At 33.7% G+C, this 14,792-nt stretch carries 11 protein-coding genes; 4 read left to right on the plus strand and 7 right to left on the minus strand.

What is annotated here, in order from left to right; translation table 11 throughout:
* Nucleotides 1-341: 341 nt before the first annotated feature.
* From ACYQ03_RS06625 to ACYQ03_RS06635, 3 genes are all read left to right on the plus strand, one after another.
* On the plus strand, nucleotides 342-953 hold the full coding sequence (locus ACYQ03_RS06625; protein WP_459908586.1) for a hypothetical protein: 612 nt from the start codon (nucleotides 342-344) through the stop codon (nucleotides 951-953).
* Between the two features lie 47 nt (nucleotides 954-1,000).
* On the plus strand, nucleotides 1,001-3,355 hold the full coding sequence (locus ACYQ03_RS06630; protein WP_459908588.1) for an nSTAND3 domain-containing NTPase: 2,355 nt from the start codon (nucleotides 1,001-1,003) through the stop codon (nucleotides 3,353-3,355).
* A 178-nt stretch (nucleotides 3,356-3,533) separates the two neighbouring features.
* The gene (locus ACYQ03_RS06635; protein WP_459908590.1) at nucleotides 3,534-4,748 is read left to right on the plus strand and encodes an IS256 family transposase; all 1,215 of its coding nucleotides are present in this window, start codon (nucleotides 3,534-3,536) and stop codon (nucleotides 4,746-4,748) included.
* 138 nt (nucleotides 4,749-4,886) lie between these two features.
* Here ACYQ03_RS06635 and ACYQ03_RS06640 read toward each other — a convergent pair whose 3' ends face one another.
* From ACYQ03_RS06640 to ACYQ03_RS06665, 6 genes are all read right to left on the minus strand, one after another.
* Nucleotides 4,887-6,068 (minus strand): DNA-primase RepB domain-containing protein, encoded by a 1,182-nt coding sequence (locus ACYQ03_RS06640; RefSeq protein ID WP_459908591.1) that lies wholly within the window; start codon nucleotides 6,066-6,068, stop codon nucleotides 4,887-4,889.
* Between the two features lie 50 nt (nucleotides 6,069-6,118).
* Nucleotides 6,119-6,901 (minus strand): IS21-like element helper ATPase IstB, encoded by a 783-nt coding sequence (gene istB, locus ACYQ03_RS06645; protein ID WP_459908593.1) that lies wholly within the window; start codon nucleotides 6,899-6,901, stop codon nucleotides 6,119-6,121.
* On the minus strand, nucleotides 6,898-8,355 hold the full coding sequence (gene istA, locus ACYQ03_RS06650) for an IS21 family transposase (RefSeq protein WP_459908595.1): 1,458 nt from the start codon (nucleotides 8,353-8,355) through the stop codon (nucleotides 6,898-6,900). The genes istB and istA overlap by 4 nt, the downstream gene beginning before the upstream one ends.
* Before the next feature lie 136 nt (nucleotides 8,356-8,491).
* Nucleotides 8,492-8,806: a hypothetical protein gene (locus ACYQ03_RS06655; protein ID WP_459908597.1), complete on the minus strand. Its 315-nt coding sequence runs from the start codon at nucleotides 8,804-8,806 to the stop codon at nucleotides 8,492-8,494.
* Between the two features lie 46 nt (nucleotides 8,807-8,852).
* Nucleotides 8,853-9,521, minus strand: a complete 669-nt coding sequence (locus tag ACYQ03_RS06660) for a hypothetical protein (protein ID WP_459908599.1) — start codon at nucleotides 9,519-9,521, stop codon at nucleotides 8,853-8,855.
* Nucleotides 9,522-10,182: 661 nt separating this feature from the next.
* On the minus strand, nucleotides 10,183-11,085 hold the full coding sequence (locus ACYQ03_RS06665; RefSeq protein WP_459908601.1) for a tyrosine-type recombinase/integrase: 903 nt from the start codon (nucleotides 11,083-11,085) through the stop codon (nucleotides 10,183-10,185).
* A 290-nt stretch (nucleotides 11,086-11,375) separates the two neighbouring features.
* Here ACYQ03_RS06665 and ACYQ03_RS06670 point away from each other — a divergent pair, with 290 nt between their 5' ends.
* Nucleotides 11,376-13,184 carry an AAA family ATPase gene (locus tag ACYQ03_RS06670; RefSeq protein ID WP_459908603.1) on the plus strand — a complete coding sequence of 603 codons (1,809 nt, stop codon included), beginning with the start codon at nucleotides 11,376-11,378 and terminating at the stop codon, nucleotides 13,182-13,184.
* Between the two features lie 165 nt (nucleotides 13,185-13,349).
* Here ACYQ03_RS06670 and ACYQ03_RS06675 read toward each other — a convergent pair whose 3' ends face one another.
* Entirely contained in the window at nucleotides 13,350-14,618 is a 1,269-nt protein-coding gene (locus ACYQ03_RS06675; protein WP_459908604.1) for a hypothetical protein, read from the minus strand.
* Nucleotides 14,619-14,792: the final 174 nt, after the last annotated feature.

Raw genomic sequence — 14,792 nt, forward strand, 5'->3', positions numbered from 1 at the left:
TTGCATTACACACATAGGGGTTATCCGATGTGTAGTATTTACATTATATGATTTCGCTAGAATTAGATATTTTCCTTCCTGAGTTAGGATTTTTAATTTTTAGTTTAATCTTACTGCAATAGGTGCCACGACATAACCCATTTATACGGGAGTTCGGCAATTTTGGATAAATCAGGAGGAATAATAAGGAGAAAGGTGGAACAATGTTATAAAGTTTCCAAAGTAATAAACTCAATGGTAAAGTATCTGATATCTATTATATAACTATTAGATTTAAATAAATGACAACGGTAAAAAACACATCGCCTGAGTATTTTTGAAAAACAAGGGGGAGTAATAGCTTGTTTTTAAATACTAGACTAATCAATGATGTTAATGAGATAAGTAATAGTGAGGTTGTTGAAAGAATAATAAAACTTAATGAAGGTTTATGTGACTTTTGGGTGAGTGCACAGGGCTGGGCACCTATAGAAGCGGCTGAGTTATTGAGCCGTTCTCGATTAGATTGGCAAGTATCCTTAACATATTACCTAAGGAACTGGATTATGTGCAAGTACAAGGATAGCGATTACGCTAGTTTAATCCTTGCATGGGTTAATTTGGGAAGTATAGTTGAGGGAACAGTTAGATTGGCTTTATCTGTATTTTATAATGATTATATGACTGATGAAGGTAAAGTAATAATTAAGGGGAAAATTCAAGATCCAGATGAATTAAGATTTGATAGATTAAGGTCTTTCTGTAACGGTAAGCTTTGGGAAAAGAGTAGTAATTGGGATACATGGATTCTTCATATTCAACAAAGAAGGAATGCCATTCATGCATATAAGGACAGAGAGTTAGGAAGTTTTGATGAGTTTTATCAAGATTTACGGATGTATCTGATGTTTCTAAGACATATCAATGGAAGACTACCATATCCAGATACCATATTTGAACCTCGCGAGGTTTGACCTTAAGAGGATACTGCTTTAGATTTGAAGTGCTTGGAGGATTGAAAGTGTTTAATTACCACAATCTTAATGATGTTGAATTTGAAGAATTATGTAAAGATATCATGCAAAAATTACTTGCAACTGATTTAAGGATATTTGCAAAAGGTCGAGATAGAGGAATTGATTTAACAGATAGTACGATATCACATAATATTATCGTACAAGTAAAACATTATATAAACAGTCAGTTTTCAAATCTCAGAACTACATTGACACATGAAATTAAAAAAGTTAATGAATGGAAGCCGAAGCAATATTATATATGTTGTGGCATGACCTTGACTGATGGTAATACCAAAGAAATATATGATATGTTTTCTAGTTATATGGAGTCGGATAAAAATATTCTCTCATTAAAAGAGATTGATGATTTCTTACAAAAACCAGAAAATGATGACATAGTTAGAAAACATTATAAACTGTGGCTTTATTCATCAGATATTTTAAGTCAAGTGTATAATCAAAATATATTCATAGATTGTGAAGCATTACTTAGTGACATTGAAGAGGATTGCAAGTTTTTTGTGCAGACAACATCTTATGATGAGTGTTTGAAATGTTTAGATAAAAACAAGATTATTTTGATGATAGGTGCTCCAGGTGTGGGAAAAACTATAACCTCTAAAATGTTGGTACTTTTTTTTGCTAGCCAAGGATATAGAGTCCGTTACACAGCAAATGGTGACATCACTGATCTTAAACGATCATTATCAAACCTTCCAGAAATTATTTTATTGGATGATTGTCTAGGACAACATTATTTCAACATGAAGGATACACAAGAAACTGAATTACTTTCCCTGATAAAACACATCAAAATTTCTCCTAATAAAATGCTTATTCTAAATTCGAGAGTTACCATTTTCAATGAGGCTAAAGAACGTTCAGAAGAATTCAAGGTGTTTTTGCAAGGGAACAAAGTAAAAGTTCATACCATTAATATGGATTTAATAAGTTCATTGGAAAAAGCAAAGATTTTTTATAATCATTTGGTATTTAAAGCAATCCCAAAAGATTATTATGCTTCTATAAGAACGGATAAACGATATATAAAAATTGTAAATCACCGGAACTATACACCACGTATAATCGAACATATAACAAATCCCCACAATTATAATCAAATACCACCTACTAAATATTTTGACTACATATTTGAGGTATTATCTAAACCAGAGGATATCTGGAAAAATGAATTTAATAGAAGATTACAAAATGTAGACAGAGCATTCATGAGTACTCTTTATTCCCTAACTGATACAAAAATAGACTGTGATGTTTTTAAAAAATGTTTTTGGAACAGATTGAAATTAATGAATGATGTTGACTATACACTTAATCACTTTGAGCTTGTCTTGGCTAGACTCAACCAATCAATAATAAATATTGTGGATAATAAAGGCGTTAAGCAGATTGGAGTTATTAACCCATCTGTTAATGACTATTTAAAAATTGTATTTTCCGAGAACAGTACTGAGCTTGATGAGGTTAGGAAATCAATTGTCAATTATAATCAGTTACAGCGTTGCTATAAGAATGTAGAACTTGAGGAAATTCTACTTAAAATGATTTCTGATGGTAGCATTTTAGATTTAGACTTTAAAAGTCAACAGGAAAAAAATCATTTTATTGTTTCGTCTTTATGTGAGTTTAAAATTTTAAATAAGCTTTATTGTGACAGTATAGTTCAATTCCTAAATGAAACATCCTTATATACTGTGTCAATTGTGGGACTTCTTTCAACTAGTCAAATCATTGAATCATTATCCCAAGCTCCTCTTCGTGAGTTTTATAATTTTACAGAAATTGTATCCAATAAGGGCATTATAGATAATATCTTTTCAAATATGGCTCTGGATCAATTGGTAGATACAATAGATACCTTATTTAAATATTACCAAGATGAATTTATCGACGCAGAAATAATTGATTGGTTTGTTCCATTATGTCATAGTAAAATAATGGAAGCTATGGTGGAGTATTTTGATAGTGCAGATACATCATCCTATTGTGAAAACTATGATTTAGGCGATTTAATAAGGGAAAATACTAATCAAGTGTATTCAATCCACGGCTATGAGGATACAGAATTTGATATGGGTGGTACAATAGGCACAATAGAGCAAATGGTTGAAGAAGACATTAAAGACGAATTGACAGAACTGCTTTCAAATCTGCCGGATATAATTAGAAACAGAATAGATTTAACTGAAGCTTCAATAGACGTTGACCGAGGTGAGATTGAAAGCATAATAAATGCCTATTTCGAACCAGACATTGACTATGATGAATATCGTCATGGTGGTACTAACGAAAGCAACTACATAGATGTTATTGAAGCTATATTTGAAAGAGAATAGAAAATTATGCCGCATTTGTACTTTAGAAATACCCCCCGATGTAGGGGGGTATAATTGTAAATAAAAAGTATTTACATTTTGTACCTTAACTCATGATGTTCAGGGAAATAAACCAAATTGAGGATGTCTCTAGTTTTGTGTAATTGGATATAACTACCAATAAGGAGTTGATTCAATTATGCAAGACACAAAGAATCGGTTAGTAGCGGAAATAGCTAAAGAATGTAAGAGCATGGACGATATTCATAACATGCTGAAGGACCTCTTTAAGGATACAATTCAAAAGGTTCTTGAGGCTGAAATGGATACTCACCTGGGCTACGATAAACATGATCCAACAGGTGACCATTCTGGCAATAGCAGAAACGGGTATAGTAAAAAGACTGTTCAAACTCAAATGGGTAAAGCAGAAATCAAGATCCCCCGTGACCGCAACGGTGAATTTGAGCCACAAATCATCAAGAAATACGAAACAACTGCTAATGAACTTGAAGATCAGATCATTGCCATGTATGCCAAAGGCATGTCCACCCGGGATATAGAAGATCACATGAGAGACATCTATGGCGTGGAAGTTTCTGCAACTATGGTTAGCAAAGTAACTGATAAAATACTGCCAATGATTGCGGAATGGCAAGCAAGGCCACTAGATCGTGTCTATCCTATCGTATTTCTTGATGCCATTCATTTCAAAGTTCGCAAGGATAACCGTATCATAAATAAGGCTGCTTACAGTGTACTTGCCATTAATATAAACGGGCAAAAAGAGATATTAGGTATTTGGATTGGTGAAAATGAGAGTGCTAGTTTTTGGCTAGGTGTTTGTAATGACCTCAAAAATAGGGGTGTTGAGGACGTTCTAATAGCCTGTAAAGACGGACTTTCAGGCTTTAGTGAGGCTATTAACACCGTTTTCCCCAGGACGAGGATACAGTTATGTGTCATCCACCAGATTCGTAATTCTATGAAGTATGTTTCTTACAAAGAGCAAAGAGCTGTACTAGCTGATCTTAAAAAAGTTTACCAAGGCTTAACCCTGGAAGAAGCCGAGTATGCCTTTGAGGAATTCAAAGAGAAATGGGGTAAAAAGCACCCTATAATCATTAAGTCTTGGGAGAACAACTGGCTGGAGCTAACTACATATTTTGATTATCCGTATGAAGTCAGAAAAATGATTTATACCACAAACATTATTGAAGGATACCACCGACAATTAAGGAAGGTAACGAAAACTAAAACCGCTTACCCCACTGACGATGCGCTAAGAAAGATAATTTACCTGGCAACAGATACAATCTCCAGGAAATGGACCATGCCAATTCGAGAATGGAGAAGTTGCATTTCTCAACTTGCTATTTACTTTGGAGATCGGCTCCAATCAGAAATTGCTTAAATGCAAGGGGCTAGGCGATAGGTTTATCGCTTTTATTCTCCCGGAGATAGCCATAAAAAAAGAGATAGCTGGGAATAATATCCTTAGATATCTCCGGCAGAACCATGTAGGGCGCTCGGGTTGCTCCTCAGCATTGCCCTATCCTCCCTGCAGGCAAGAGCCATTATAAGCCTTTCCAAATTTACAAGGAAACAATCCAATTACACAAAAATCTGTACACTCCCGTATCTCACTATCATTCAATTTGTTTACTAGACCTAAATAAGCAAATATTCCAAGTCTAATACATAGTGTCTTTGCATCCTTCTTATACTTATGCACTAAGTGTCTAATGCCACAGAAGAATACTGAACTGCCTTCACTGTCAGTAAAGTTCTCAGTTATAACATGTTCCTTTGCTTCCAAGTTTAAAATACTTAGTTCATGCAAATACTGCCTAACCAAACGATATAAAGATGGATAAAATTCCTGAAACTCATTGCTATAAATGAACCTCTGGTTTTCCTCAAAGATTTGCTTTTGCAACTTCTGCCACTCAGTTTCATAGTAATCAACTTTATAAACCTTTCTAAGAAACCTTAATGCTTCTGGGGTAGTACAATTTAGTATTCTTTCAGTAACCTGAATAATGGTTCCCTTGAAACCACAGCTTTTACTTTGACAGTTATAAATTTGATGTCTAGTATTTTTGTTAACAACAATACCAGCACTAGGATTACTATCATTGTGAAATATACATTGAAAGTTCACGCCACTTAGACCTAAAAACTTTTTAAGGTCTTGTCTTTTCAAGTATTGATATACTTCATCGTGACTGTTAAAAGCTACTGAAACAGGTCGAATAACTTCTTGTAGCTTTAGAATGTCACGGTTCTTAATTGCATCAATGTTATTATCATCAGTTAGGATAGAAGTACCTACAATAGAGAGTAATGTATTATATTTCTTTTTATTGTTGGTACCTTTATCCTCAGTATTGATTTCAGGGAGACTATTAGTTACTTCTTGAATATCATATTTAACTTCATTGCGTTGTATTATTCTTGTAAGAAACTTATTATTAACATCCTTACACCAATAAAAATCTGGAACCCTAAGAAGTCTATTAACATTTGAACATTTCTTGTCAGCATTGAAATATTGAATTAATTGTTGCTGACATTCTATGAATTGTTCTCTTGTAGCACCTTCTTTAACTAACCAATACACGTGTAAACCATTTCTGGTTTCCACAATGTAAGAGGGTACAAGGAAATTTTCTAATTCCTTTATTTTGTCCTGTTTATAAACTTCAATGTCAATGGCCATTTGAAAATCCACACTTTTGGCCATCAAAAACCGTCAACTATGGACATTAAAATGGCTTATAACTATTCCGATGGTTCATCTTTGCTCGGGGGTATTAATCGGTTCCTTATCCGGTAACTGTCTCCTTTAAGATTAAAAACATGGGCATGGTGTAACAGCCTGTCCAAAACAGCGGCGGCTGTACTTGTATTTGAAAACAGGGTTCCCCATTCCGCAAAATTTAGATTACTGGTTAATATTAGGGATCTTTTTTCATAGGCTTGGGCAACAAACTGAAAGATATGATCCGATGCCGTTTCATCCATGGAAACATACCCAAGTTCATCTAAAATAATGAGGTCATTTTTGAGTATGGAATCAATTCTTCTACTGAGTCCTCCATCTACCAAGGCTGAGTATAACTCATCTACAAGTTCGGTAAAAGTATAGAACCGGACAGTGTAACCTGCTGTTACTGCGGCCACCCCTAAAGCTGTGGATAAATGTGATTTACCGACCCCACTTGGCCCAAGAAAAATAATGTTCTCCTTAGCCTCAATGAAGCCTAATTCTGCCAAATCATATAAACTTTGTTGATTAATTGATGTTTGATAAGAAAAATCAAATTGGTCCAGCGTTTTGATTTGTGGAAATCTTGCCTTTTTCATTCTTTTGGATTTTTGAGTTTCTTCCCTCATCTCAATTTCACAATTGATCAGGTACCCTAGAAAATCAACATAACTAGGTTCCTCCTCCATAGCTAGTTCGTTAGCGTCATTTAGAATTTCCCGGATATGTCCAAGCTTTAAGCGTTTTAATTTCTGATCCAGTGTAGATCGGTCTACTACGGCCATTTTGCGTATCATGAAACCACACCCCCGTAATAGTTCATATCACGTTTTTCAACATCCACCTGATAAGATGTGTCAAGCTCCTTTTTCCTTTTCTTATCCGGTGCATCAGGCAAACTTTTAGGATCTAACGCTTGTTTTTTAAGAATTCGTTTTAGTGTTGAGTAGCCAAAGGCATTAAAGGATAAAGATCTTTTCATAGCTTGGTTAATGGCCTCAGAATCATATTGCTTGCTTAGTTGAATAATTTCTTCCATTTGCCTCCTTAGGTGCCCCGGTTGATAACGACTTAATCCTTGTAAATAGGCGGCTGCTTCAAGCGCCAGTGCCTCAAATTCAGTTTGTAAGGCACATTTTCTTGGGGCTTTTTGCTTGTTATGTTCCGGGTAATGGGCATCGTCCATAACAGTCTTTCCTTTACCCTGGTTCAATCTATGTTTTGCAATAACTTTATTCTGGTGAATGATTTCAATATGATCTTCATAACGCTGGTAATTTACCGTTTTCCGGGATAAAAAGGAAGGTACTGAGTATTTGTTATTATCAATCGAAATTAAGCTTGTTTTGGTGGCCTTACGGGATTCATATACTGGGAGTGGTGTATCTATATTAGGAATGGGTTTTAGATAAGCTTGTTCTTCTACCAATTGCTCCATGGGAACACAACCCGTGGTTCCATGAACTTTTTTATTAGCAATGGTATTCAACCAAGTTTGAGCCTGATCATTTAAGTTCCTCAGGCCATTAAATTCCCTAGCATAGAAGAAGCCACGTTTAACATATTTAACATTAGATTCTACCTTGCCCTTAGTCTCAGGGTCACTTACCCAACAGGCCTTTGGTGTAAATCCATATTTTAGAGCCAACTGAAGTAGATTTTCATTGAATTTGACTATTGTTCCAACCCGTTCAGATACTACTGTTTTGGCATTATCAAAAAGTATAGTGCCGGGAACCCCTACTACGTACTGCAGTGCCCGATGAAGGCAACCGTTAAAAACGGCCATATTTAGGGATGTAATAAATTCGACATAACGAACTCTAGACCAGCCAAGGCAAAAAACAAATACATAGAGTTTTTTACGATGGCCATTTTCTATGATTTCACCACAATGACCCCAATCAATTTGGGCCTGCTCGCCAGGCATTGTTTCATATGGCTTAAATTCCCGAACCTTTTTAGGCCGCACTGTTGCCACATAACGACGAACATTACGTTCCGAACCAGGGTAGCCTTTTACTTGAATCTCTTCAAAGATTCTCTGTGCTGATAATTCTGGCCACTTCTGTAACCGGTTTATGATATACTCTTTGTATGGGTCTAACTTTGAGGGCCTGTTGAAGCCTGTTTTGACTTGGCTGGGATCATTAGTATCCCAATACTTAGCTACTGTTTCCCGATGTATTGATAGTTTTTTGGCCGTTGCTGTTTTGTTAAGTCCAGCTTCACGACATTCAACAATTTTCACGATTTCCCACACTCCAGTCATTATTGCTCGTTACCTCTCTTTCATATCTCGGTTGTTTGGCGATAACAGAGATATTCGAGGTAACGGGCATTTTACATTTTTGGAATGTCCATTAGTGTCGGTTTTTCGTGTCCATTTATGAGGATTTTATCATGGCCATTAACACTTCAACAACTGGGAGAGGAAAATAGTTTCCATCATCATCCTTACCATAATCTAGGTCAATAAAAACAGCATTTATCTTGTCAATCTCATCACCCTTATAACCACCACTATTGACAACGAAGTAGATTTCCCTATTTTGCTGATTTAATTGATTCAGTATGTTAATAGTGTTCTCGTTGAAGTAACCAATATTCGTAATGGGTTTACCACCACCATAAGGGATAGCATTAAAATTTATATAGGTATCACCGAATAAATCTTTAAAGAACTCACTATTATGACTCACTAGTTCTCCTCCTACTACGTCTTTTAGTGGAACTAAGCTACATATCTTACCTATTCAGTTTTGAGGGATATACATTCTTTAGCAGTTCCTGAAACTTCTTGCTGACTCCTATTACTTTCTCATCATTAAAAACTTTGAAATCTGAATCCCATACCCCCAAGTTATCGAATGTCCCGTTTGGAAAATTATCAAGACTCTTTACAAGAGGTTTTAATAAATAAAATTTCCCCTTGTCCATCTTGTATAGTTTGAGTACATCAGTTAGAAAGGTTAATATTTCTTCCTCATTAGGACTATGCTCATCTATAGCCTCTCTAACTAGGTCAGCTCTCAATAACTCTCCATTAACTTCTGCCATTAGTTTCTGCTCTAACTCTTTAACCACATTCTTTACTCGGTTGATATTTGCTTTTTCGTTGTTGAGATGTTTCTCATATTGCTCATCCATCCATTCAAAATAGTAGTCTGGTTTGATGTTGTATTCGTGTTCTAGTAAATACTCTACTTGCTCTTTTCTCTGAGGCATTAATTCAACCAAGATATTATAAGCAGTTGGGTAATCAATAGACCTAATTTTTCTAGTAATAATTTGTGATATATAGGAACTTGATTTACCCACTTTCTTACTTAATGCTCTTGTCGACATACCAGACTTATTTATTAAATCCTTAACCTCCTTTACAAATTCAGTGCTAATCATTTGTTTGTGTTCCATTGCATCGACCCCCCATGTCCGTATGATAAAACAACCTACAATGAGTGTATAGTGGTAAAATATAGTGTATTGTATTAACACAACATTTACACTTATTATTATCATAAATACTATACGATATATTACCTACGATTATCGAAGTGTTCGTATGCTTTTCGTATGTAGTCCCATTTATTAGTTAATAATCTTGATACCATAAGACCCATAAAATACTAAAAATATATGTCATTATTAGCTGTTTTCTTAGGGACTATACACCCTAAACCGAAACATTTGTTCGTATGTAGTGCAAAATAAAAGAGCAGGTAATATTCCTGCTCTAAGTGGAACACGGTGTACAGGTTTAAAAAGAGAATTATTATCCCTTTAAGTCCTTATCCTCTTCTGGGATTGACTGTCCTGCTTGATACATCAGATTTAAAATAAAAAACCCAAGTATTGTTAATGCTGCAAGATAATATATTACCATATCGCTTGGCAGGTACTTAAAAACCTTAAAGTAGACCATATAGAGACTATATAAGACTGCCAAAGTTTTAATTACCTTCATAAGTGTATTCACTATTCCAATTTCACCTCTTTTTCCAAAAATTATATATTAGAGGTTGAAGAAAAACATTACATAAGCAACATTTTTTTGTAAGTTCTTAACATTTATAACTTATAATTTCTCAAGTGCTGACAATTGTTCTTTATGTGATGGGTCTATATAAATGCTAGTTGTTGCTATTGATTCATGTCTAGCAAGTCTTCTAATTGTTTCTATGCTGATTCCTGCATTTGCTAGGTTCTTACAAAAAGAGTGACGAAAACGATGAGCGGATATACCATCCATATTTGCCAGTTGACCATATTTATCAAGCATTAACTGGATACCCCTTGCTGAAAATTGACCCGCTCTTTCACTTGCGAAAAGATATGGGGAGTCAACATACTTGCTATCAGTAAGAGATTGACGATACTTTAACCATGCTCTTAGGTTCTTAGAATGTTTGCCTAACATAGTTTGGATTGTATACTTACCATGCTTGCCCTCTCTGATGACAATATCTATATTTCCATTCATTTTAATGTCCTCTAGCTTAAGGTCTACAACCTCACTTACCCTAAGACCGCAATATAACATTAGGTCAATTATTGCCAAGTTACGCAACCGCTTAAAATCATTCTTTTCTAGTTCCACATAAGAGATAAACCTTGATTGCTCTTCTCTGGTCAACCACTTGTCAGTATTCTTTAGCTTGTCAGTAGGTTGTATCTTCTGTATTTTAATCCTAGTCATTGGGTTACTGCTGACAACACCCTGTTCAGAAAGATAGGCAAAGAAGGTTTTTAAGGATGCAGTGCTTTTATTAATGGTAGCTTGAGAGCGGGATAAAGTATGTTTCAAATAACCTAGAAACTCTTTAACATCAATAGGTTTTACTTCTGTGATGTTATCTGTACCAGTAGTTTCTTCATACCAAGTAAGAAATTGACCAATAGATGTTCGGTATGCTTGAATCGTTTTAGGGTCTTTACCTTCGTTATGTAGGAATTCAAGGAACTCATTAAGATATGCCATGCTGACTGCCCCTTCCCAACAGGTATTCTGCGATGAATAAAATCCCTAGCTAGCTGGTGTTCTACGATAAATATAGCATATCTTGGCAGTTTATTCAACACAGAATCATAATTCTACGATAAGTAAGTTGATTTTAAAAAGAGGATAATGTCTAATTCTGTAGAATTAATTTGCAAAAATGGTATTAATGGTAATATGCTTAAGACTAAAAAATCTTTTTAGAGATTAACTCTTAAACTGTACTTAGGGATATCGGTAATTTTAATCATAGGTAGATGAGGTGTAAGTTTATGAGAATTAAATCTATACAAATGGTCAGAAATACAGTTTTTGGAGATATATTTCTGGATTTTACTGATGGCAATAACAATATTATAGATACAATAATATTTGCTGGGGAAAATGGATGTGGCAAAACTACACTGTTCAATTATATTTTTGATTTTTCATTGGGTGATTTTTACCATAAACCTCTTTCTATAGAAAAACGGATATATACTATTAGATTTAGTGATAATGAGATAGAAACATTAAAAAGTCTTCCTCTTACTAATGATGCTCTTAGTAAGGGTGTTAAAGACAATGAGTTTACTTTTACTTTTGATTTTAGTTTAAAGGATTGGCAAAAACTAAAGGTGTCTTTTTTAAATGAGAATAATGAACCAAAGGAGATTCATTCAAATCACGTTTCTAATGATGCGGTATTTAAGGAAGTCTTAAAAGTGATTTATTCTGATGCTGAAATAAGTTTTAACCCTTCGAATATTAACTATGTGACGTCAAAAGAAATTGACCAAAAAATAGTAACCAGTGTTAGGTCATCTAAGAATCTTGCTACCGAGATTACTCAACTACTTATTGATATCCAAGCATCTGATGATGCTGATTTTTCCAGTTGGGCAAAAGAGAATATTGGTCAACCTATTGATGAACAAAAGATAGATGTTAGAATGAAGAGATTCAAAAATGCCTTTGATTTTATGTTTGAACATAAAACATATAAGAAAATCATTAATGAAAATAATGAAAAGAAAGTCTTATTCGAGGAAAATGATAGATTAATGACCATTGATTTATTAAGTTCTGGAGAGAAACAGATTGTTTTCAGAGGTAGTTTCCTCTTAAAGGATAAAAATAGTACTACTGGGGCAGTTGTCTTGTTAGATGAACCCGAAATAAGTTTACACCCAACTTGGCAGATTAAAATATTAGAATTCATAAAAAGGTTATTTCAAGATGAAAATGGAAATCAGACCTCTCAACTGTTTATAGCTACTCATTCACCTTTTATATTGCATAATCAAAACAGAACTAATGATAAAGTGATAATATTTAAAAAAGATAGACTAGGGAATATAACTTTACCCGATACCCCTAAGTTTTTTGGATGGAGTCCAGAGAAAGAAATTGAACATGCTTTCAACCTTTCATTTATGCCTTTAGATTCTTCTATCCCACTTATTATTACTGAAGGGAAGACTGACTGGAAACATTTAAAGACAGCTTACTGTTATTTTAAGAGTATCGGTGAGTTTACAACTCTTGAATTAAACTTCTTAGAGTATGAGGACAATGTCAAAATGGGTGAAGATGAGCTAAAGAAAATGTGTGCCCAATTTTCAAAAGTAAACCATACAAATAAGTTGATAATGATATTTGACAGGGATATCCCAAAAACCGTAGAAGAAGTAAAATCAAAGGATATGGATTATAAATACTGGGGTAATAATGTTTATTCATTTCCAATACCAATACCTAAGCATAGAAAAGAGAACCCTGATGTAAGTATTGAATTTTACTATCTAGATGATGATATCAAAAGATATGATGAAGGCAGGAGATTATTTGTTTCAAATGAATTTAATAATGTTACAGGTCGACATCAATCTCTAGACTTAGTTTGTACAGATGGTAAGTTTAGAAATAACAGAATTACAATTATTGATAATTGTGTATTTGACTCTTACAATGTAAATGTTGCATTATCTAAGAATAATTTTGCTGAGAATATTTCCAAAAGAAGTACGGGTTTCGAGAATGTAGACTTTACTGAGTTCAGGAAAATATTTTTATTAATAGAGGAAATAGTTAATTTATAAGCTACTTGTTAGTAGTCACTACTTCTGTATAGGACTTGGTCAGTAAGCAAGCTCAATTTATAAATGAACCCAAGAAATCAACAAAACCAAGTTTTAATAGCTCATTCTATACTGAGTAAATATGAACATAAATACTCCTAAAAAATATTTCACCCTAAGTCAATATTATATCGTTGGGACTGAACGCTGTAGTTCATAGATTGGGTATGGCTTATTCTTATAAATGTAAAATAAATTGTAACGACCCAAATCAATAACATTCTTCAAGCTAAAAACTATTTGTATTTCATTACTTTCCGTTGGCAATAATTTATACTGTTTATAGGAATAACTGTTTCCATCCCAAATACCAGACTTTTCTTCTAATTGTTTTATGGACATACTGTTGTGTTTTAATAATACAAAGTTCTCCATATATATATCAGCAATAAATTCAGAGTGGTTAATAATTGAAATACGTAATTCTACAAAATCCGAAGAAACTTCTGACTTAATGTCCAGAAAGAAAATGTTGCTTACTAAGGGGTTTAAATAACTATTGGGGTTGTAGGATTCCCTTGGTTTATCAAGAGCATTTATCATATCAAGTATGTGTTCTCTGTATTTTCTCTTTGTTATAAATAAAAACATTATCTTTCTAACGTCTTCGTTAGTTGATAATAAATTCAACAACTTTTGGTTAAACCATTGTAAATACTGTTTAGAAAATCCTTCCTTCTCAGCAAGGTAATAATAAACATAATTACTTAACTTAAATTTGATATTGAAGTATTTTAGTCTATATAAATTAAGTAATGTAAATTTATTATTGTCAAAATAGAATTTATATGCTAGTAAGGTTGAACCTGGATAGATATCATTATACCGATATGTTAACATTGACCAAATTCTATAAAATGTAATTTGCCGAATAATCTCTTTATTATTTCTCCTACTATTCAAACCAGATTTTTTAGATACCATTCTAAACTCATCTAAAAAAACTTCACATAGTTTAATTCTGTGAAATTCATTCATAAACCCACTAAAATCATCTTGATATTCGTAAATTTTTACAGTATGATAATAAGTTAATAACTTTGGAGTGACATATTTCAGGTTATCCCCAATATATTTTATAATATTATTTAGTATATCTTCATCATTAACTTCAAGTTTAATATCATGACCTCTCCTGAAGTGTGTTGCAATATCAAGATATGAGTATACATCTAGCAGAAGGGGAGAATATAGATTTTGGAAAATTTCCCTAAAGTAATTTCTCTTATCTCTTTTCTTTGCAAGTAGATGTGATATATACTGAGCAACAAATGCACCCAAAAATGCACCAAATAGAGTTGCAGTTGATGTAAGTATTGCAGGACGAAAAGATTCTGGAAACATATTAAGGTAATGCAGGATAAGGTAATTTGAGATTTTAGTTGTTAAATCCACTAAGTACACCCCTAATAGAAATTTGTATTGAGTTGACTACTTCTTCTATAATTAAAGACTCAATACCTTCAAGAAAACCTTCTCTTGATAATACTAACTAACTAATCGGGGCATACTTTACTAACTTGCTGACGACCCACTCCTTCTGTGTTAGGGGGTACTTGGTCAGTAGTT

This window comes from Desulfotomaculum defluvii (assembly GCF_054657375.1).

Bases quoted from the DNA above. Each gene is read 5' to 3' on its own strand.
- istB (WP_459908593.1), bottom strand. From the start codon at position 6,901: ATGATACGCAAAATGGCCGTAGTAGACCGATCTACACTGGATCAGAAA.
- ACYQ03_RS06665 (WP_459908601.1), bottom strand. From the start codon at position 11,085: ATGGCATATCTTAATGAGTTCCTTGAATTCCTACATAACGAAGGTAAA.
- ACYQ03_RS06670 (WP_459908603.1), top strand. From the start codon at position 11,376: ATGAGAATTAAATCTATACAAATGGTCAGAAATACAGTTTTTGGAGAT.
- ACYQ03_RS06635 (WP_459908590.1), top strand. From the start codon at position 3,534: ATGCAAGACACAAAGAATCGGTTAGTAGCGGAAATAGCTAAAGAATGT.
- ACYQ03_RS06660 (WP_459908599.1), bottom strand. From the start codon at position 9,521: ATGGAACACAAACAAATGATTAGCACTGAATTTGTAAAGGAGGTTAAG.